This is a genomic window from Amycolatopsis sp. NPDC000009 (genome assembly GCF_055563465.1).
Genome location: NZ_JBVHDI010000004.1, coordinates 479,635 through 499,902, shown reverse-complemented (window position 1 = coordinate 499,902; position 20,268 = coordinate 479,635). Strand labels below are relative to the sequence as shown.

Sequence of the window (20,268 nt, the reverse complement as noted above, 5' to 3'; positions counted from 1 at the left end):
GGGCCCTTCACCGCATCGGATGCGGTGAAGGGCCCTTTCATAGCGCTCGTCAGGCGACCAGGTTCGCGTACACGATGACGTTGTCCTTGTAGCTGTGCTCTTCCTGGTCGAAGACACCGCCACAGGTGATCAGCCGCAGCTGCGGCTTGTCCGTGTTGCCGTAGACCGCTTCCTCGGGGAACTGCTCCTTGGGCACCTGGTCCTTCTTCTCGACCACGAACTTCAGGCTCTTGCCGTCGCTGCGGTCGACGACCACCTCGTCACCGGGGTTGAGCTCGTTGAGCTTGTAGAAGATGCCCGGCTGCTTGTTGCCGTCGACGTGGCCGAGCAGGATCGCCGGTCCGACGTCGCCGGGCACCGGGGAAAACCGGTACCAGGCGGCCTGCATCGGGTTCTTCGCCGACGGGACGGACATCTTGCCGTCCTTGCCGATCGCGACCGTGACCAGGCTCGATTCCGCGCCGATCTTGGGGATCTTCACGTTCGTCGGGCGAGCCCCGTTGAACGGTTTGACCACCGGCGGTGCCGATTCCGCCGCCGGCTGCGCGGCGGGCGGGGCGGGTTCGTCGGTGCCGCATCCCGTCAGCGCGAGAGAGAGCACAAGGGCGGCCGCGACCAGGCGGCCGCCCTGCGTGAGGAGCTTCATCGGATCAGGCCGCGGTGGCGCCGAAACCGGTCTCGATGCCGCCCTTGGGCTTCAGCTTGACCTGCTTCTTCGGCTTGGCCTCCTTGTCGGCGCCCGGCGCGGTCGCGCCGCCGCCGATCTCCTCGATCTCGATGTCACCCTTGCCCGGCTTGCCGTCGCAGGTCCAGGTGAAGGTGCTCGAGGTGCCGTTGAAGCCGGGCTTGGCCTCGATGGCGTAGACCCAGATGAAGGCGTCGGCGCCGTCCTGGAACGAGTCGGTGATGATGTAGTCCGGCGCGGTGACGTCGGTGGGCTCCGAACCGCAGAAGATGGCCAGCGCGCCTTCCTTGCCCTCGACGTATCCGGCGCCGACGTTCAGCTCCGGCAGCGGCGGGGTGGTGGTGGTCGGCTTCTCCGAGGTGGAGGTCGGCGACGGCTTGGCGGAAGTCGGCTTCTCCGAGGTGGAGGTCGGCGTCGGCTCCTGCGAGGACGACGAGGCCGGAACGCTCGTCTCGGTCGTCACCTTGCCACCCGTGTAGGACGGCTCGGCCGGAGTCGAGGTCGCGGTCTCGCTCGACGGAGCCGGCGGCGTGGTGGTCGTCTCGGTCTGCGCCAGCGCGACCGGCGTCACGGCCAGCGAGATGACGGCGCCGGCCAGCACCGCGCCCGCGATGCGGCCCAACGTCTTCTTCAAAATGATCTCCCAGTGGAAACATCGCAACACAGGGTGACCCCCACCCTGCCACCACCCGAAAGGAATCACGCATTCGGGTGACAGCGCGATCCTGCCGGAAAAGTACGGAGGGACGTAGCGGATAAGACGTGACAAGAACCACCGGGAAAACCGGTAACGCTGGAATGTCCCTGCCCGATACATGGGGCCGAAAGTCGCTCAACAGAGGGAAAATCTCGCGGCGACGAACGAATGTTAACACCCGGAGGGCCGGAACGGTTGCGTTGCGGAAGTATTTTTTCCCCGGCCGCCGAACGGCCCGGATTCGCCGCTCACCCTGGCCGGATCTCCCTTTTTCGAAGACTCTCCGCACCCTTGTCACCGACCGGTTCACACGTTCGGACCACCTTTCGGTGAAACCCTGACGATTTATGACCGGACGCCGGTGCCTGGCAACCCGATGGTCACGATCAGAACACCAGGAACAAGGCCACGGCGAGGGAGAGCGCGCCGAGGAGGCCTGCGACGAGCAGCCAGGGCTTCGGCGACGTCCGGTTCCGCACCGCCCGGCCCCCGCCCACCACCGCGATCAGGAGACCGAGGCCGAACCCGATCGCGGGCAGGAAGGTGGCGAAGGTCCGGTTTTCGGCGGCACAGGCCCAGATCGTGTCGTTCGGGCAGGGTGACGCCGCGAGCTCGGCCAGCAGACCCGCCGCGACGATCGCGAGAAAGCCCAGCACCAAGAGCCAGAACAGGCCCCACAGCAACTGACCGAGCCGCCGAGGCGGTTTCGTCTCGTCCACGGGCTAGCCGAGCGCCGAGGAAAGGTCCGTCCAGAGATCTTCCGGATCTTCGAGCCCGACGCTGAACCGGACGAGCCCGGCGGGCACGTGGGCGTCGCCTGCCAGCCACGCCCGGCGCTCGACCAGGCTCTCCACCCCGCCGAGGCTGGTGGCGGCGCGGATCAACCGCAGCGAACCGATGACCTTGTCCGCGGTCTGGGCGTCCGGGAGTTCGAACGCGATCATCGTGCCGGAGCCGGGGTAACGCACCCGCGTGATGGCGGGGTGGTCGACCAGCCGCGCGGCCAGCAGCGCGGCTGTGCGCGTCTGCTCGGCGAGGCGGACCGGGAGCGTCCGCAGCCCGCGCAGGGCCAGCCACGCTTCGAGCGCTCCCGGCGTCGCCCCCAACCTGGTGCGCGCGTCGCGCAGATCCTTCGCGACGCCTTCGTCGGCCGCGATGGTCAGGCCGAGCAGCAGATCGCTGTGCCCGCCGATGAGTTTCGTCGCGCTGTGCACCACGATGTCGGCGCCGAGGTCCAGCGGTCGCTGCCCGAGCGGCGTGGCGAACGTGTTGTCGACGGCGACCAGGCCGTTCGCGGCGGCGGCGATCGTCTCGATGTCGATGACGTCGAGCGTCGGGTTGGTCGGCGATTCGAGCCAGAGCAGGTCGGCGTCCGCGGCGGCGACCCACGCGGCCGTGTCGTCCGGCGCGATCTCGGTCACCACCAGGCGCCCGGTGCGCTGCGCGTGGGCGAGCAGGCCACGCGATCCCGCGTAGGAGAACGTCGGGACGCAGACCTTCGCGCCGACCGGCAGGGTGTCGACGACGGCGCTGAGCGTCGCGATCCCCGAGGCGAACGCGGTGGCGTGCCCGCCTTCGAGCGCGCCGATCGCGGCTTCGAGGGCCTCCCAGGTCGGGGTGCCGTGCTCCCGTGAATACGCACGGTCGGCGCCGGCGTCGAAGGTGCTCGCCGCGACGATCGGTACGTTCAGCGGTTCGCCGGGGCCCTCCGGACGTCCGGCGGCGACGGCGAGGGTGCGGGGTGACCAGTCGTTCGTGTCCACCCCGCCACCGTAAACCGTGCCCCGCTAGTGGGCATACACCTCGAACTCGTAGAGGGAGTAGCCGTACTTCGTGCCGCGCTGGACCCCGGCCATCCGGATATGACGGGCGTCCACGGTTTCGAAGGCGACGTTGTCCCGACCGCCGTCTCCGTCCACTATGGACGCCACGTCCCGCCAGTTCGTCCCGTCGGACGAGACCTGCACCTTGTACGCCTTCCCGTACGCGGACTCCCAGTGCAGGACGACCCGGGAAACGCGCCGCACCGAGCCAAGGTCCACGGTGATCGACTGGTTGTCGCTCCAGTCGCTCGCCCAGCGCGTCGAGGGATTCGCGTCGATGGCGTTGGACGGCGGCGAGTTGTACCAGCCCGTCTCGTGGCTGGTCGCGCTCACCGAGCGGCCGGTGGCGAGGTTCGTGATGTCGTCGCCGCGTTTCGCCGGGAACTCCACGACCTGCTGGAAGGTCGGCCGGTTCTGGGTGCTCATCTTGTCCTGCGTGATGCCGCCGAGCGCGCGGTGGATGATCGTGTCGGCACACCACTGGTCGCCCGCGGCGCAGTCGCCGTCACCGGGGTACACGGTGTTGGCCGGTTGCGCGGCCGCCTGCGTCAGCGAGTCGAGCAGTACCCGACGGCAGGCATCGACATCCCCGCCACCGCAGTACTTCACGGCGAGCGGACCGGCGACGGGCTGGCCGAGCACCGACCGGATGTCCTTGTGGACGTAGCCCCACCAGCCGGCCTGGTACGACGAACCCGCGTGCGCCTGGCCGACGTGCTTGCCGGGGACCTCGTTCTGCCAGCCCGACGGCGACTCGTTGATCTTCAGCACCCCGACCATGGCGGCGTAGGCGTCGCCCATGCCGGGTTTGAACTGGGCGTTCACCAGCAGCGGCCACCAGGCGTCCATGATGCGGATCGCGTCGGCGTCGGCGTAAGCCTTGCTGCCCGGCGAGGTCTCCGAGCGGAGGCCGCCCGCGGCGAGCCAGGTCTTCAGCTTCGCCACCGCGTCCGCGGCCGGACCGGTCACCGGCGCCTTGTCGATCACCTTGAACAGCTCCGGCAGCACCTTCTCCGCGCGGAGGTCGGCGAGCGCGGCCTCCTCCATGGCCTGCGTGAGGTTGACCCGCGTGACCTTGGTGCCGTTGGAGATCATCTTCTTGACCCGCGCGTCGATCAGATCGCCGCGGTGCACGGAACTCTTGTCCGCTCCGCTGGCCGCGTAGCCCTTGGCCTGCGCGTTGTTCCAGCTGATGTAGTAGTCCTGGTTGATCGACTGCGGATGCTGCGACGACGGCGTGTAGTTCGCGAGGTTGCCGTCGGGGTTCCAGCCCTGCCAGTCGAATCCGGCGTCGCCCCGCACCGGCATGGCCGGGTCGACGTTCGGGTTGCGGACCGGGTTCGAGCCCGAGTTGAAGTACGCGACGTCACGGGAGTCGGCGTAGAACCAGTTGTAGGTCTGGTTGACGTCGGCCGCCGCGGCCTGGAAGTCCTGCGCGGATTTGATCGCGTCCGGGTCGTTGAACTTCTGGAAGCCGATGATCGTGTCGATCTCGTGCTGGAACGTCGACCGCAGCGACGCGTACGCGACCGGTTTGCCGCCGACCAGCGCCCGGCTCGTCACCGGCCCGTACTTGGTGCGGAAGCTGCGCAGCGTGTACGAACCTTCGGCCGTGCCGTCGGCGACGGTGGGCTTCCAGGCGTTCTTGCGTTCGACGATCTCGAACGGCAGGCACTGGCCGCGGAACCGGTAGAAGTTGGAGTTCTTCGTCGGCGCGGAACCGTTCTGCTCACACAGTTCGACGGCGTAGGTGTCGACGATGTCCTGCGACGCCGAGGTCGCGCTCCACGAGTAGTCCTTGCCGCGGCCAAGCAGCACGTACATGCTGATCCCCGCGAACGAGGCGCCGCGGGCGCTGATCCCGGGACCCTGGATCTCTTGCAGCATCAGCAATTGCGGCGCGAAGTAACCGGCCTGCGGGCCGAAGACGGCGACCGGGTGACCGCTCGCGGTCTTGGCGCCGGAGACCACCAGCGCGTTGGACATGCCGTGCTTCTCCGACAGCATGTTGCCCGGCAGGACGCCGTCGTCGAAGATGCCGCGGACGGCTTTCTGGTCCTCGGGCGCGGGCACGTCCACCTTGGCGGGTGTCGCCGTCCCGGCGGAGCCGGTCGGATCGAAGACCAGCTGCTGCCCGGTGACCGAACCCTTGTCCGGCATCGCGGCGCCCTGCGGATTCGACGGCGCCTTGCCATAGTCGAAGGTCTGTCCATTGTGGAGCGTCTTGACGGTCTCGGGGTCGTCCTCGGACCGCAGGCTCCGCCAGACCTTGTCGCCATGCTCGAGACCGTACTTCTCCTGCATCGCCAGCTTCGCGATGGCGTTCTGCACCTCACCGCCACCGCCCGCCCCGAACTGGGCTCCGACGACGGCGGCGAGGACGACGAGGTCGGTGAGCTTGAACGGCTCGATGGTCCCGGCGTTCGTGATCGCGTCGACGTGCCCGGTGAGCACGTACTCGCCGGGGAAGTAGCGGCCGCTGTGCGCGTCGGAGATGTACTTGTTGACACCTTGGACGTAGGCCTCGGCGTCGGCCTTGCCCTGCGCGCCGCGCGGGCCGCTTGCCGCGGCGTTGTCGACCTGCTTCTGCAGTTCCTGTTCGGTGTACGGCGCCGAGGCGAAGAAGCTCTGCTCGAGTTCGCGGTTGCCCTGGGCGCCGCCGGCGAACGAGGTCAGCTGGCCGCGGCCGACGCGGCGCATGATGTCCATCAGCCACAGGCGGTCCTGCGCGGCGGCGTATCCGGCGCCGTACATCGTGCCCGGCCGCGTCGTGCCGACGATCCGGGGCACGCCGGTCGCCTTGTCGCGGGTGATCGTCACGTCCGAACGCGGTTTGATCGTGCTCTCGACCTGCCCGGACGGAACCCCGAACGAGGCGTCGTTGAAGAACTGGTTGATCTTGTCCGTGGTCAGCGTCTTGTAGCCGTCGGCGAGCGAGGCGTATTTGCCGAGCTGATCGGCCGAATGCGCGGGCCGGGTGCCGAACGCCTTGTGCGCCAGGATCTCGGCGAGGGTGGCGTTCCCCTTGGTGCCGGGCGGGAGGATGTCACCGCACTGGCCGCCGCAGTAGTCGTCGAGCGCGGCCGCCACCACCGAGCCGGGTGGTGCTTCCGCGGCGTTCGCCTGAAGTGCCGGGACGGTGCCCGCCACCAGCGTCAGCCCCGCCAGCGTCGTCAAGACCCGTATGCCTCGTCGCATGAAAGACCTCCGTCGTCGGAGAGTGACGAGGCGCACACTACCCACGGGTATCCAAATTTGTGAAGACTATTCGCGTTCTTGCCACCGTTCGGCGGAACACTCGCCCTGCGAACCCAGGACCAGCACAGGTAGCTTATGGACATGTCTTTGGAGAAGCCCCAGATCGACCGCCCCGAGGGGCCCGCGCCCGCCGAGCTGGAGACGACCGACATCTCCGTCGGCGACGGCCAGGAGGCCAAGTCCGGCAACACCGTCACGGTGCACTACGTCGGCGTCTCCCACTCGACCGGCGAGCAGTTCGACGCGTCGTGGGACCGCGGTGAACCGCTCCGCTTCGGCCTCGGCGCCGGACAGGTCATCCCCGGCTGGGACCAGGGTGTCGCCGGGATGAAGGTCGGCGGCCGTCGCAAGCTGGTCATCCCGCCGCACCTCGCCTACGGCGAACGCGGCGCCGGCGGCGTCATCAAGCCGAACGAGACCCTGATCTTCGTCGTCGACCTCGTCGGCGTGAACTGACCCACACCCAGTGAGCCGAAAGGGCCCTTCACCTCATCACACGAGGCGGGGGCCCTTTCGCTACTTCCAATGAGGCGAAGGACCCCCTTCAGCCCCACCACCCCGCCAACCACCCCACCAACCACCCGCCAACCGCCGCCGACCGCACCGTGGGGGGTCCGGGGGGCTCGGCCCCCCGGGTACTGACGACCGACGACCACACGAAAAGAGGCCCGGCGCGCTAGCGCCGGGCCTCTGACCACAAGTGGGCGAGGAGGGAGTTGAACCCTCACGTCCTTTCGGACACACGGACCTGAACCGTGCGCGTCTGCCATTCCGCCACTCGCCCGAGTGCTTCGTTCTCTGACAGCTCGCAAAGCGTAGCAGGCTGATTTCACGGGTTTCACCGGGGGCCGTGTCCGACTGGCCGTACCCGGATAGGATCGACGGGGAAGCACACGTGTGAGGAGGTTGCCCGGTGGGCCGCGTCGAACGCTTTGACAGACGGCTCGAGAACCTCGTGGGCAATACCTTCGCGCGCATGTTCGGTGGCAACGTCGTCACGCAGGAAGTGGCGGTGGCGCTTGAGCGCGAGAGCGAGGAGAACGTTCGTGAGCTGGCCGGTGGTCGACAGCTCGCCCCCAATCACTACATCGTGTCGCTGGGGCAGGCTGATCACGAGCGGATGGCCGGAGACGAGCGTCGGGTCACCACGGTGCTGGCGGAGGCGGTCAAGGAACACCTCGCCGAGCACGGATGGGACACCTATGGTGACGTCGTAGTTTCGCTCGAGCGCAACGAGGCGCTGCATACTGGACAGTTCAAGACCCGTTCGTCCGTCGATCCCGACGTCAAGCCCCACGGCGCCGAAGGTTCGCCACGGTCGGCACGACCCAGCAACGCAGGAGACCCAGCAATGAGCCAGCCCCCCGGCTACGGCCAATACGACCAGGGTGACCCGTACGGCCAGCAGGGCCAGTACGGCTACGGACAGCAGGCTGGCCAGCAGCAGCCCGGGTACGACCAGGGTTATGGCGGCCAGCAGCAGGGCGGCTACGACCAGGGTTACGGCGGCGCCGCGCAGCAGCCCGGCTACGACCAATACGGCGGTGGCCAGCAGCCCGGGTACGACCAGGGCTATGGCGGCGCACAGCAGCCCGGCTACGACCAGTACGGCGGCCAGCAGCAGGGCGGCTACGACCAGGGCTATGGCGGCGCGCAGCAGCCGGGTTACGACCAGTACGGCGGTGCCCAGCAGCAGCCCGGGTACGACCAGGGTTACGGCGGCGCACAGCAGCCCGGCTACGACCAGTACGGCGGCCAGCCGCAGCAGGGCGGGTACGACCAGTACGGCGGTGGCCAGCAGCAGTACGGCCAGCCCGCCGCGGACCCGTACGCGCAGGGCGGCGGCTACGGCGGCCAGCCGGCGGCCGGTCGTCAGCTCTCCGCGAGTCTCCAGCTGGACGACGGCTCGAACCGTTCGTACTCGCTGAAGCAGGGCGGGAACGTCGTGGGCCGCGGCCAGGACGCCGACTTCCGGCTCCCGGACACCGGCGTCTCGCGCCGTCACCTGGAGATCACCTGGGACGGCCAGAGCGCGACGCTCGCGGACATCGGTTCGACCAACGGCACGACCGTCAACGGCACCCCGGTGCAGACCTGGCAGCTGGCCGACGGCGACGTGATCCGCGTGGGCCACTCGTCTCTCGTGTTCCGTACGCAGGGCTGACCGGCGGCGTCCGGAAGGGGTATCGCAGAATTGCGGTGCGGGACCTGTGGTGGATCGGCGCCTCGGGTCGTATGCGGAGAGCAGGGCCGTTCGGAGCCGACCATCCCGGACGGCACGCGCTCTCCGCGGCGTACAGGAGAAACGGGAGCGGACACAACAAGTGCCAGAGCTGGTCGTTCAACTCACCAGGGTGGGCTTTCTCGTGCTGCTCTGGCTCTTCGTGTTCGCCGCGTTGCGTGTCGTCCGTTCGGATCTGTACGCGGCCTCCGGGCTGCGAGTCGCCGTCCCGACGTTCGGCCGCAAGAAGAAAGAACCCAAGAAGCCGCGCGGCGGGAAATCGCCGCAGCAGCTGCTCGTGACCCATGGTGCGCTGGCAGGAACCAGGATCGCCTTGGACGGCAGGCCGATCCTGATCGGCCGCGCCGACGACTCGACCCTGGTGCTGGACGACGACTACGCGTCGACCCGCCACGCCCGGATCGCCCTGCGCGGGGAGGATTGGTACGTGGAAGATCTGGGCTCGACGAACGGGACGTACCTCGACCGGGCTAAGGTCACGGCACCCCTCCGGGTCCCGCTCGGAGTCCCCATCCGGATCGGCAAAACGGTGATCGAGCTTCGCCCATGACTCTCGTCCTCCGCTACGCGGCTCGCAGCGACCGGGGCCTGGTGCGTTCCAGCAACCAGGACTCCGTGTACGCCGGTCCCCGCCTGCTCGCCCTCGCCGACGGCATGGGCGGTCACGCCGCGGGTGAGGTGGCCAGCAAGGTCGTCATCGCCTCCCTCGCCCCACTCGACGACGACGATCCGAGCGACGATCTCCTCGCTCAGCTGCGTGAGGCCGTCCAGAACGGCAACGCGGCCATCGCCGAACTGGTCCAGCAGGACCCGGACCTCGACGGGATGGGCACGACCCTGACCGCCGTGCTGTTCGCCGGTTCGCGGATGGGTGTCGTGCACGTCGGCGACTCGCGGGCGTATCTGCTGCGCGGCGGTCAGTTCTCGCAGATCACGCGGGACGACAGCTTCGTCAACGAACTTCTCGAACAGGGCCGGATCACGCCGGAAGAGGCCGCGGTGCACCCGCAGCGGTCGCTGCTGCTGAAGGCGCTGACCGGCCACGAGGTCGAGCCGAGCCTGACCGTGCGCGAAGCCCGCGCCGGGGACCGGTACCTGATCTGCTCGGACGGCCTGTCCGGCATGGTCAGCGACGAGACGCTGTCCGAGGCGATCCAGATCCCGGATCCGCAGGCCTGCGCGGACCGGATGATCGAGCTGGCGCTCAAGGGCGGCGGCACGGACAACGTCACGGTGATCATCGCCGACGTCGTCGACGTCGACTTCGGTGAGGACGCGCCCATCGTGGGCGGCGCCGCCGGGGACGGCAGTGACGAATTCCACCAGGGCGACTCCCCCGCCGCCCGCGCCCGTGCGCTGACCCAGCCCGCGCCGCAGCCGCGGCCCGAGGTCCAGCCCCAACAGGAGGACCCCAAGGTCAAGCGCCGGAGGCGATTTCGCTGGCTGGCGGGAGCGGTGGTCGTCCTGATCGTGCTGGCCGCGGCGGCGATCGCCACGCGGTATTTCGTGCTGAGCCAGTACTACGTCGGCGAGGGACCCGGCGAGGAGGTCGTGATCTACCGCGGCGTCCCCGGCAGCGTCCTCGGCATCGACCTGCACGCCTACGAGCAGGGCTCGTGCCCGCCGGGCGGCCTGTGCACCGACAAGCTCCTGGTGCCGGCGCTGCAGGAGGACGCGCGGATCGCGGTGAAGAACGGCGTCAAGAAGGACAACCTCGACGACGCCCGCAAATACATCGACGACTTCCTGCGGCCGCACAAGCAGCTGGCCGACTGCAAACCGAATTCCAGCTCGACTTCCACGCCGCCCACCGAATCGGCACCGCCGGTGTCGTCGTCGGCAGCCGCCCCTTCTACCCCCGCCTCGCCGAGTTCGGCGAATCAGCCAGCGGGGAGGGACTGCTCGACGCCGACCACGGCAGCACCAGGGGGCGGTAACTGATGAGCACGCCGCTCGCCGATCCGGCTTCGGCCCAGTTCGCCACGAACCCTCCGCGCGAGCTGCCCAAGCGGCGCGGCACCGAACTCGTCCTCCTCGCGTTCGCGACCTTCATCGTCACCCTGGCGCTCGTGCTGGTGGAGGCGAACCAGGAGCAGGAGCTCACCAGCTCGATCATCTGGCTGGGGCTTTCGTATCTCGCGGTGCTGACCGCGGCGCATCTGGCGGTCCGCCGCTGGGCGCCGTACGCGGATCCGGTGATCCTGCCGTGCGTCGCGCTGCTGAACGGGCTCGGCCTGGTGATGATCCACCGGATCGACCTGGCGCTCGCGGAACGCGCGGTCCAGCAGGGCAGGGAGTACACGCCGGACGTCACCAAGCAGGTGCTGTTCACGGCGATCTCGCTGGTGCTGTTCGTGGTGGTGCTGGTCGTGATCAGCGATCACCGCACGCTGACCCGCTACGGCTACACCTGCGGTCTGGTCGGCATCGTGGCGCTCGCGCTGCCCGCGGTGCTGCCGTCGAGCCTGTCCGAGGTCAACGGCGCGAAGGTCTGGATCAAGCTGCCGTTCTTCTCGATCCAGCCGGGTGAGTTCGCGAAGATCCTGCTGATGATCTTCTTCGCCTCGTTCCTGGTGACGAAACGCGACCTGTTCATGGTCGCGGGCAAGCGGATCGTCGGCGTCGAGCTGCCGCGTGCCCGTGACCTCGGCCCGATCCTCATCGCGGCGGCCGCCTGCCTCGGCGTGCTGGTGTTCGAGAAGGACCTCGGCACGTCGCTGCTGTTCTTCGGGGTCACGCTGGTGATGTTGTACGTCGCCACCGAGCGGATCATCTGGGTCGTGCTGGGGGTCGGCTTCTTCGCCGTCGGCGCGATCATCGCCTACAACCTGTTCACGCACGTCCAGCAGCGTGTCCGGAACTGGATCGACCCGCTGGCCACCTACGACGACCCCGGCGGCGGCTACCAGGTCGCGCAGGGGCTGTTCGGGCTCGGCACCGGCGGGGTCGGCGGGACCGGCCTCGGCGCCGGACGGCCGGACATGGTCCCCGAGGCCAAAACGGACTTCATCACCACCGCGATCGGCGAGGAACTCGGCCTGATCGGGCTCACGGCGATGCTGATGCTGTACCTGATCCTGGCGATGCGCGGGATGCGCAGCGCCCTCGCCGTCCGCGACACCTTCGGCAAACTTCTCGGCGGCGGTCTGTCGTTCGCCCTGGTCATGCAGATCTTCGTCGTCGTCGGCGGCGTCACGAACCTGATCCCGAACACCGGCATCACCGCCCCGTTCCTCTCCCGCGGTGGTTCTTCACTGCTCGCGAACTACATCCTGGTGGCCCTCCTGCTCCGAATCTCCGACGCCGCCCGCAAACCCGCCGTGCGGCCGAAGCCGCAGCAGCCGCAGGCGCCGCTCGCCGAAGCGCACACGGTGATGGTCCAGCGGCCGCCCGCGACCGGTGAGGGGAGCCCTTCGTGAACACCCCGCTCCGCAAGGTGGGTGTCGCCATGCTCGTCATGGTGGTGCTCCTGATGGCCAACGCCACCTACATCCAGGTGGTCAAGGCCGACGACTACCGCACCGATTCACGCAACGTGCGCGTGCTCTACGACGAGTACTCCCGCCAGCGAGGCCTGATCGTGACGCCCGACGGCTCCGCGCTCGCGAAGGTCGACCCGTCGAACGACAAGTACAAGTTCATCCGGACCTACGCCGACGGTCCGATGTACGCGCCGGTCACCGGCTACTACTCGATCAACTACGGCTCGGGTGGTCTGGAGCGGTCCGAGGACGACGTCCTCAACGGCTCCGACCCGCGGCTGTTCGTGCGGCGCCTTTCGGACATGGTCACCGGCCGCGACCCGCGCGGCGGGAACGTGCGGCTGACGATCAACCCGGCCGTGCAGAAGGCCGCGTACGACCTGATGACGCAGAAGGGTTACACCGGCGCGGTGGTCGCGATGGAGCCCAAGACCGGGCGCATCCTCGCGATGGTGTCGACGCCGTCGTTCGACCCGAACAAACTGGCCTCGCACACCACCAAGGAGCAGGTCGCGGCCTGGTCGCAGTGGCGCGACGACCCGAAGAAGCCGATGCTGAACCGCGCGATCTCGGAGACGTACCCGCCGGGTTCGACGGCCAAGCTGCTGGTCACCGCGGCCGCGCTCGAGGACGGCAAGACCGCGGACATGCCGGTCAACACCGCGCCCAACGTGAAGCTCCCCGGTACGCAGACGACGCTGGAGAACTACGGCGGCGCGGCCTGCAAGGGCAGCACGCTGAAGGAAGCGCTGCGGTACTCGTGCAACGTGCCCTTCGCCGAGATCGCGGGCGAGCTCGGCAAGGACAAGCTGAACGCGACGGCCAAGAACTTCGGCGTCGGCGAGGACCTGACCGTGCCGATGCGGGTCGCCGGTTCCTCCCTCGGCCCGCTCGAATCGAAGGCTGCCCTGTACCAGAGCGCCATCGGCCAGCGCGACGTGCGGCTGACGCCCCTGCAGGACTGCCTGCTCTCGGCGACCATCGCGAACAACGGGATGGCGATGAAGCCGCAGCTCGTGCAGGCGCTGCTGGCGCCGAACCTGTCGACCATCGAGGACTTCACCCCGACGGAACTGACCGGTGACGCCGCGATGTCCAGCGCGAACGCCGCGATCCTGCGCGACATGATGCTCGCGTCGGAGGAGAACACGAAGGGCGCGGGCAAACGAGCCGACATCCAGATCGCCTCCAAGACCGGCACCGCCGAGCACGGCAGCGACCCGAAGAACACCCCGCCGCACGCCTGGTACACCGGGTTCGCGCCGGCGATGGACCCGAAGATCGCCGTCTCGGTGATCGTCGAGTCCGGGGGTAACCGCGGGCTCGAAGCGACCGGTGGCACCGTGGCCGCGGAGATCGGCCGCGCCGCCGTCAACGCCATGCTCGGGGGTGGATAGCGGATGCTGTCCTCGGGTCAGCTGCTGGCCGACCGGTACAAGCTGACGAACCGGATCGCCGTCGGCGGGATGGGCGAGGTCTGGCAGGCCAGTGACACGCGGCTGGACCGCACGGTCGCGGTCAAGATCCTGAAGGCGGAGCTGTCCGGCGACGCCGAGTTCCTGCACCGGTTCCGGACCGAGGCCCGGATGACGGCGTCGCTGAACCACCCCGGCATCGCCGCGGTGCACGACTACGGCGAGACGGTCGCGGACGAGCTGTCGATCGCGTATCTGGTGATGGAGCTGGTCGAAGGCGATCCGCTGGCCGCCATCATCACCCGCGAAGGACGGCTGAACGCCGAGCGAACCTTGGACATTCTGGAGCAGGCCGGTAACGCACTGCAGGCCGCGCACGAAACCGGTCTTGTGCACCGCGACGTCAAACCGGGCAACATCATGGTGACGCCGGCCGGGCAGGTCAAGATCACCGACTTCGGTGTCGCGAAGGCCGCCGACGCCGCCCCGGTGACCAGGTCCGGCATGGTCATGGGCACCGCCCACTACATCGCCCCCGAGCAGGCGCTCGGGCACAACGCCGAACCGGCGAGCGACGTCTACTCGCTGGCCGTGTGCGGCTACGAATGCCTCACCGGGCACCGGCCGTTCCTTTCGGAGAACGCGGTGACCGTCGCGATGATGCACATCCGCGACCTCCCGCCGCCGCTGCCGCCGGACGTGCCACCAGGTGCCCGCGCGGTGATCGAAGCGACCCTGATCAAGGATCCGAGACAGCGGTACAACAGCGGTGGCGAGTTCGCCGCCGCGGTGGCCGCGGTCCGCGCCGGGCTTCCGCTGCCGACGCCGTCGGGGCTGGTCAACGTGGCGTATTCGGCGGGGCAGCCCGTGATGCAGCAGCCCGGCCCGCACTCGCCGCCGAACCCGATGGTGGCCGTGGGGCCCGCGTCGCATCCCGCGATGCACCCGGTGACCGGACCGCCACCCATGGCGGTCCGCCGTCTGCCGGGCAGACGGCCACAATGGGGCTGGTGGGTGCTGCTCGCGGTGATCCTGATCGCAGTACTGGTGGCAGGAGCCTTCCTCATCGTGAGACTGGTCGGTTCGGGCAACGGACCGCAGTCGGGCGGCGTGGAAACGAGTGAACAGGTGCCGGCTCCGGGTAAGAAGTCTGAAGGTCCTCCGCCGACATCCGCATACCCAGCGGTGCCGACGGAGGGCGGCACCGAGGAGCCGGCCGGACAGGCGAATCCGGGAATGATGAGCAGCAAACCTTGGACGGAATGGAACGGCACGCAGAGATGAGCACACCAAGACTGCTCAGCAACCGCTACGAGCTGGGCGAAACGCTCGGCTACGGAGGCATGTCGGAGGTCCACCACGGCCACGACGTGCGCCTGGGCCGGGAGGTGGCGATCAAGATCCTGCGTGCCGACCTGGCGCGGGATCCCCAGTTCCAAGAACGTTTCCGTCGCGAGGCACAGAACGCGGCGGCACTGAACCACCCGGCGATCGTCGCCGTCTACGACACCGGCGAGACGAACACCGAGTTCGGCCCGCTGCCCTACATCGTGATGGAGTACGTCGAAGGACGGACTCTGCGCGACATCGTGAAGACCGAAGGGCCGATGTCGCAGAAGCGGGCGATGGAGGTCATGGCCGACGTCTGCGCGGCATTGGACTTCTCGCACCGGCACGGCATCGTGCACCGCGACGTCAAACCGGCGAACGTGATGATCACGAAGAACGGCGCCGTCAAGGTGATGGACTTCGGCATCGCGCGCGCCATGCACGACGGGCAGTCCGCGATGACGCAGACCGCCGCGGTGATCGGCACGGCGCAGTACCTCTCGCCGGAGCAGGCACGCGGTGAGTCCGTCGACGCGCGTTCCGACGTCTACGCGGCCGGTTGCGTGCTGTACGAACTCATCACCGGCGAGCCGCCCTTCACCGGCGACTCGCCCGTGGCGGTGGCGTACCAGCACGTCCGGGAAGACCCGCACCCGCCGTCGTCGGTGAACCCCGCCGTGGCGCCCGAGCTCGACGCCGTCGTGCTCAAGGCGCTCGCGAAGGGTCCGGCGAACCGCTACCAGTCGTCGGCGGAGATGCGTTCGGACCTGGTCCGCACGCTGTCCGGTCAGCGTCCGGCGGCACCGATGGTGATGTCGGAGGACGAGCGCACCCAGGTCATGGACTCCGACCGCCGGGTGCCGCCGCGCTACGACCAGTACGAGGACGAAGACGAAGATCCGGCCGCGAAGAAGAAGCGGCGCGCCTGGCTCATCGCCGGTCTCGTGGTGTCGCTGGCCGCCGTGGTGCTGCTGATCATGTGGCTGTCCAACGCGTTCAACAGCACCGGCGCGGAGAGCAAGGCCATCCCGAAGGTCACGGGCCAGTCCGAGGCCTCCGCGAAGGACACGCTCCGGGGCGCGGGCTTCAACGCGTTCGAGCCGACCAAGAAGGTGCCCTGCACCGGGGAGTCCGTCAACGGCTTGCCCGCCTGCGACGAGAACATGATCGACAAGGTCATCGCGATCAGCCCGGCCGAAGGTCAGGTGACGCCGGTCACGGACAAGATCACGCTGACCATCGGTGCGAAGCCGGAGAAGGTCAAGACGCCGGACCTCAAGGGCAAGAGCGTGGCCGAAGCCACGGCCGCGCTGACCGAAGCCGGCCTGAAGCTCGGCGCGACCACCGAGGAAGAGACCGAAGACACCAACGAGGCCGGCAAGGTCATCTCGCAGAACCCGGCTCCGCAGGCCGAGGTCGACCAGGGTTCGAAGGTCGACATCACGGTCGGCAAGTCCAAGGAACTGAAGACGGTCCCGAACTACAAGGGCAAGACGCAGACCGAGGCCGAAGCCGGGTTGAAGGCGGCCGGATTCACCCCGCAGAGCACCAACGTGGACTCCGACCAGCCCAAGGGCACGGTGCTCGAGCAGACGCCGAACGGCGGCAAGCTGCCCGTCGGCAGTGTGGTCAAGCTGTCGGTGTCGAACGGCAGCCAGGAGACCTTCGACATGCCGAACCTGAAGGGCATGACGGACGATCAGGCGATCCGGCAGTTGCAGCAGTTGGGCTGGTCGGGGCAGCTCGACACTCAAGCCGACAAGAACGGTGACCGGGATCAGGCGGGCAAGGTCAGCAAGACCAACCCGCAGGCCGGTGCGAAGGTCGCGAAGAACGCGCCGATCACGCTGTTCATCGTCGAAGGTGACGAGACGCCGACGACGTCGAGTTCGCGGCTCTTCCCGCCAGGCTGACAAGGCTGAAAAGGGCCCCGCACGGTTTCGTGCGGGGCCCTTTTCATGCCGGTACGATCAGGTCGCTACAAAGCGCTACACTGCGGCTATGGTCCGGCAGATCACTCAACGCGAGCTGCGCAACGACACACCGAACATCATGCGCGCCGTCGAAGAAGGCGACAGCTTCGTCCTCACGCGCAATGGCACACCTGTCGCGGACATCGTTCCGCACAGCCAGAAGCCGACCTTCGTTCCGTTCGGTGAGCTGCTCGAACTCCTCGGGGATCTTCCACCGGAAGATCCCGAGCGGTTCTTCGCCGACGTCGATCGCGCGGCGGACCCTGATCCTCACCGTGGCCCGGGAGAGCCGGAGCAGTGACCGAAGCGGTTCTGCTCGACACCTCGGCGGTCATCGCCCTTCCTCGTCCCGAGGAACTCTCACTCGACGCACCTGCGGCCATCAGCTCGATCACGCTCGCCGAACTGGCGGCCGGAGTACACGGCGCTGCCCGCCCCCGCGACAGAGCCTCCCGGCTGGTACGCCTCCAGCGCGTGGAGGCACGGATGGTCTGCCTCCCGTTCACTCCGGAGGCCGCTCGCATGTACGGCCAGCTGTACGCCATGGTGCTCGACGGCGGCAGGCAGCCACGGGGGCGGCGAATGGATCTCCTCATAGCGGCGGTCGCGGCGATCCATCGCATTCCTTTGGTCACCCGCAACGGCCCGGATTTCACCGACCTCGCACCGTTGGTCAAGGTGATCGCCCTGCCTGCACTGTCGACCACCGACTAGGGCGCCAAGCTGTCCAGAAATCCTTGGTAGGCCTGCTGAATCCGGCCGGCGCTGGTGTGCACCACGACCGCCTTCGGTCGCGCCGCGACGAGTTCCACGAGCCTGTCGTACATGGCCGCGAGCTTTTCGGGGCCGCCCAGCATCTCGTGTGCCTCGACGTGGTCGGGCTCGGCCGCGGCGCGGGTGCGCTCGGCGAACCGCCGGAGCACGTTGTCCTTCGTGTCGAGGAGGACGATCTCGTGGAACTCCGCGGCCGTCTCCCCGGCGAGCGTTTCCAGTCGTTCGAGGAACGCGGCGCGGCCGAGGAACTGCGGGACGATCACATCGTGGCCCGCGAGCAGATGGGTCCGCGCGGCGCTCACGGCGAGGTCGCGGGCGAGCGTTCCGGCACTCGCGGGGTCGTCGCGCCAGGAGCCGAGGAGGCCGCGGATCCGGTCGATGTCGAGATTCAACGTCAACGGGTGATCATCGGCGTACCGCCGGGCCAGCGTCGACTTCCCGCAGGCGGGTGGGCCGTTGAGCACGATGAGACGCGGCATCAGGCGTTGCGCCGCAACAGATGTCCGACGGCCGTCGCGCTCAGCAGCAAGGCGGCGACCGCCGTCACCGCGGCCACCGTGAACGGGACGGCCAGCGGCTTTTGCGAGGTCAAGGCCCGCAGCAGCGGGTTGGCCAGCGGCAGCCACTTGACCAGGAGCACGGCCGCGAGAGCGAAGATCGCGGCCAGCACGGACCAGCCGACGCGCGGGACCAGCAGCCGCGAACAGGGCAACCCGATCGCGATCCCGAACAGCGCGCAGAGCGCGTGCGCCGCGGCGCCGAGGGCGAGGGCGCCGATCGGGAAGCCGCCGGAGCGGAGGCCCGACCACGCCAGCGTCACGACGATCAGCACCGCGGCGCAGCCGAAGACGGCCAGCGTGGCGCCGCCGAGGACCGAGCGCCAGCGTCGTGCGTGGCTGAAGGTCACCAGCCGCTGGACCGGGTCTTCGACGTCGAGCATCGCGATCGTCAGCCAGCACGAGACCACCAGGAGCGAACCCGCGCTGATCCCGTACTGCGGCAGCAGCGGCGACTTCGGATCCGTGTAGAGCACGGTGTTCACCGCGAGATAGGCGAGGATCGCGGGCAGGTAGCGCTGGGAATGCCCGAGCAGCGCGAGGTAGTAGCGGGTCATGGCGAGCACGGCGCCACCTCCCGGACCGAGAAGCCGCGGTTGAGCGCACGCAGCAGGACCGCGTCCGTTTGCCCGGCTTCGACGGTCAGGACGGTTTTCCCGCCTTCGGCCACAGCTTGGCTGACCCCGGGTTCCGAGGACCAGTCGCCGTCGGGTCCGTGAAGGACGATCCTCGTCGCGCCCGCTTCGACGGGGGTCAGCAGGCCGGCGTCCATCCGGTACACGACGTCGGCGTGGGCGTGCACGACGGCCGCGCGGTGGTCGGTGAAGACCACGCTCGCGCCCCGGTCCTTGGTCTCGGCGACGAGTTCGCCGAGCACCGTGTGGGCTTCGACGTCGAGCCCTGACCAGGGCTCGTCGAGGATCAGCAGTTGTGGCTCGGCGAGGACGGCCTGCGCGAGACCGACCTTCTGGGCGTTGCCCTTCGACAGGGTCCGCAAGGGCGCGTCCGGGCCGCCGACCAGCGCCAGCCGGTCCAGCAGCGGATCGATTGCCGCCAAGTCGACATGACCGTCGACGCGGGCCATGTGCCGGAGGTACGCCCTGGCGCTCATCCGCTGACCCGCCGGGAAGCGGTCCGGCAGGTAGCCGACCCGCGGACTGCCCACGACGTTCCCCGAAGTCACCCGGGAGAGTGCCGCGAGGATCCTGAGCAGCGTCGACTTCCCCGAGCCGTTGGAGCCGAGGACGCCGATCACGCGACCCGCTGGGATGTCGAGGTCGACGTCGGCGAGCACGGGTTCGCCGCGGCCGTAGCGCTTACCGACTCCTTCGAGCCGGATCAGCGAGGTCACGCAGCAGCGGCCTTCTGCAGCGCGCGGGTCTCCTGTTCGAGCTCGTTGACCGTGGCGTCGGAGACCGGGTGCCCGGCCGAAGCCATCCAGTTCGCCAGCATCCGGTGCCCGCCCTGGGTGAGCACGGATTCGGGGTGGAACTGGACGCCTTCGAGCGGCAGCTCACGGTGGCGCATGCCCATCACGACACCGGACTCGGTGCGGCCTGTGATCTCGAACACGGCGTCGTCGATGGTTTCGGGCAAAACGGTCAGCGAGTGATACCGCGTGGCGGTGAATTCCGAAGGGAGCCCGGCGAGCACACCGTCGCCCGAATGGTGGACTTGACTGGTCTTGCCGTGCAGCAGTTCCGGGGCGCGGTCGACCGTGGCGCCGAAGACGACACCAAGGGCCTGGTGGCCGAGGCAAACGCCGAGCATAGGGATGCGTTTCCCGGCGCATTCACGGATGACGTCCATGCTCTGACCAGCGCGTTCCGGGGTGCCGGGGCCGGGAGAGACGAGCACCGCGTCGAACTCGCCGAGCCTGTCGAGCTCCACCACGTCGTTACGCCAGACGGTGCAGTCGGCGCCGAGCTGGGCCAGGTACTGGACCAGGTTGTAGACAAAACTGTCGTAGTTGTCGACGACGAGCACGCGCATGAAGCCAGCTTAGCGGCTCCCACCAGGTGGACCGTACGCCA

19 protein-coding genes and 1 tRNA gene are annotated in these 20,268 nt (G+C 68.6%); 10 read left to right on the top strand and 10 right to left on the bottom strand.

Annotated features, from left to right (window positions below):
- Window positions 1-49 precede the first annotated feature (49 nt).
- The 5 genes from ACZ3HL_RS15895 to ACZ3HL_RS15875 form a co-directional block, all read right to left on the bottom strand.
- A complete protein-coding gene (locus tag ACZ3HL_RS15895; RefSeq protein WP_465531587.1) occupies window positions 50-646 on the bottom strand; it encodes a class F sortase in 597 nt (198 codons plus the stop codon).
- Window positions 647-650: 4 nt separating this feature from the next.
- Window positions 651-1,319, bottom strand: coding sequence for a hypothetical protein (locus ACZ3HL_RS15890; RefSeq protein ID WP_465531585.1), 669 nt, complete (start codon window positions 1,317-1,319; stop codon window positions 651-653).
- A 449-nt stretch (window positions 1,320-1,768) separates the two neighbouring features.
- Window positions 1,769-2,101 carry a hypothetical protein gene (locus ACZ3HL_RS15885; protein ID WP_465531583.1) on the bottom strand — a complete coding sequence of 111 codons (333 nt, stop codon included), beginning with the start codon at window positions 2,099-2,101 and terminating at the stop codon, window positions 1,769-1,771.
- Between the two features lie 3 nt (window positions 2,102-2,104).
- Window positions 2,105-3,145 (bottom strand): trans-sulfuration enzyme family protein, encoded by a 1,041-nt coding sequence (locus ACZ3HL_RS15880; RefSeq protein ID WP_465531581.1) that lies wholly within the window; start codon window positions 3,143-3,145, stop codon window positions 2,105-2,107.
- A gap of 24 nt (window positions 3,146-3,169) precedes the next feature.
- A complete protein-coding gene (locus ACZ3HL_RS15875; protein ID WP_465531579.1) occupies window positions 3,170-6,403 on the bottom strand; it encodes a penicillin acylase family protein in 3,234 nt (1,077 codons plus the stop codon).
- Between the two features lie 141 nt (window positions 6,404-6,544).
- Between ACZ3HL_RS15875 and ACZ3HL_RS15870 the strand changes: the two genes are divergently transcribed.
- Complete coding sequence (locus ACZ3HL_RS15870) at window positions 6,545-6,919, top strand: FKBP-type peptidyl-prolyl cis-trans isomerase (RefSeq protein WP_465414396.1); 375 nt, start codon at window positions 6,545-6,547, stop codon at window positions 6,917-6,919.
- Window positions 6,920-7,164: 245 nt separating this feature from the next.
- Here the strand turns inward: ACZ3HL_RS15870 and ACZ3HL_RS15865 are convergent.
- A tRNA-Leu gene (locus tag ACZ3HL_RS15865) sits at window positions 7,165-7,247 on the bottom strand.
- 129 nt (window positions 7,248-7,376) lie between these two features.
- Here ACZ3HL_RS15865 and ACZ3HL_RS15860 point away from each other — a divergent pair.
- The 9 genes from ACZ3HL_RS15860 (at window position 7,377) to ACZ3HL_RS15820 (ending at window position 17,618) form a co-directional block, all read left to right on the top strand.
- Window positions 7,377-8,627: a DUF3662 and FHA domain-containing protein gene (locus ACZ3HL_RS15860; protein WP_465531577.1), complete on the top strand. Its 1,251-nt coding sequence runs from the start codon at window positions 7,377-7,379 to the stop codon at window positions 8,625-8,627.
- 160 nt (window positions 8,628-8,787) lie between these two features.
- On the top strand, window positions 8,788-9,255 hold the full coding sequence (locus ACZ3HL_RS15855) for an FHA domain-containing protein FhaB/FipA (RefSeq protein ID WP_276365536.1): 468 nt from the start codon (window positions 8,788-8,790) through the stop codon (window positions 9,253-9,255).
- A complete protein-coding gene (locus ACZ3HL_RS15850; protein WP_465414392.1) occupies window positions 9,252-10,646 on the top strand; it encodes a protein phosphatase 2C domain-containing protein in 1,395 nt (464 codons plus the stop codon). The genes ACZ3HL_RS15855 and ACZ3HL_RS15850 overlap by 4 nt, the downstream gene beginning before the upstream one ends.
- Window positions 10,646-12,124 (top strand): FtsW/RodA/SpoVE family cell cycle protein, encoded by a 1,479-nt coding sequence (locus ACZ3HL_RS15845; protein WP_465414390.1) that lies wholly within the window; start codon window positions 10,646-10,648, stop codon window positions 12,122-12,124. The genes ACZ3HL_RS15850 and ACZ3HL_RS15845 overlap by 1 nt, the downstream gene beginning before the upstream one ends.
- Complete coding sequence (locus ACZ3HL_RS15840; RefSeq protein ID WP_465414388.1) at window positions 12,121-13,584, top strand: peptidoglycan D,D-transpeptidase FtsI family protein; 1,464 nt, start codon at window positions 12,121-12,123, stop codon at window positions 13,582-13,584. Before ACZ3HL_RS15845 ends, ACZ3HL_RS15840 begins: the two co-directional genes overlap by 4 nt.
- Before the next feature lie 3 nt (window positions 13,585-13,587).
- The gene (locus tag ACZ3HL_RS15835) at window positions 13,588-14,886 is read left to right on the top strand and encodes a protein kinase domain-containing protein (protein WP_465531575.1); all 1,299 of its coding nucleotides are present in this window, start codon (window positions 13,588-13,590) and stop codon (window positions 14,884-14,886) included.
- Entirely contained in the window at window positions 14,883-16,844 is a 1,962-nt protein-coding gene (gene pknB, locus ACZ3HL_RS15830; RefSeq protein WP_465531573.1) for a Stk1 family PASTA domain-containing Ser/Thr kinase, read from the top strand. Before ACZ3HL_RS15835 ends, pknB begins: the two co-directional genes overlap by 4 nt.
- Before the next feature lie 88 nt (window positions 16,845-16,932).
- Entirely contained in the window at window positions 16,933-17,205 is a 273-nt protein-coding gene (locus ACZ3HL_RS15825) for a type II toxin-antitoxin system Phd/YefM family antitoxin (protein WP_465414382.1), read from the top strand.
- The gene (locus tag ACZ3HL_RS15820; protein WP_465414381.1) at window positions 17,202-17,618 is read left to right on the top strand and encodes a PIN domain-containing protein; all 417 of its coding nucleotides are present in this window, start codon (window positions 17,202-17,204) and stop codon (window positions 17,616-17,618) included. Before ACZ3HL_RS15825 ends, ACZ3HL_RS15820 begins: the two co-directional genes overlap by 4 nt.
- On the opposite strand, the gene ACZ3HL_RS15815 is transcribed toward ACZ3HL_RS15820, so the two are convergent.
- From ACZ3HL_RS15815 to ACZ3HL_RS15800, 4 genes are read right to left on the bottom strand one after another with little or no spacing between them, the layout of a single operon-like run.
- Entirely contained in the window at window positions 17,615-18,157 is a 543-nt protein-coding gene (locus tag ACZ3HL_RS15815; protein ID WP_465531571.1) for an AAA family ATPase, read from the bottom strand. The genes ACZ3HL_RS15820 and ACZ3HL_RS15815 overlap by 4 nt on opposite strands.
- Window positions 18,157-18,801: a hypothetical protein gene (locus tag ACZ3HL_RS15810; RefSeq protein WP_465414378.1), complete on the bottom strand. Its 645-nt coding sequence runs from the start codon at window positions 18,799-18,801 to the stop codon at window positions 18,157-18,159. Before ACZ3HL_RS15810 ends, ACZ3HL_RS15815 begins: the two co-directional genes overlap by 1 nt.
- Window positions 18,789-19,586, bottom strand: a complete 798-nt coding sequence (locus tag ACZ3HL_RS15805; RefSeq protein ID WP_465531569.1) for an ATP-binding cassette domain-containing protein — start codon at window positions 19,584-19,586, stop codon at window positions 18,789-18,791. Before ACZ3HL_RS15805 ends, ACZ3HL_RS15810 begins: the two co-directional genes overlap by 13 nt.
- The gene (locus ACZ3HL_RS15800) at window positions 19,583-20,227 is read right to left on the bottom strand and encodes an aminodeoxychorismate/anthranilate synthase component II (protein ID WP_465531567.1); all 645 of its coding nucleotides are present in this window, start codon (window positions 20,225-20,227) and stop codon (window positions 19,583-19,585) included. Before ACZ3HL_RS15800 ends, ACZ3HL_RS15805 begins: the two co-directional genes overlap by 4 nt.
- Window positions 20,228-20,268 lie beyond the last annotated feature (41 nt).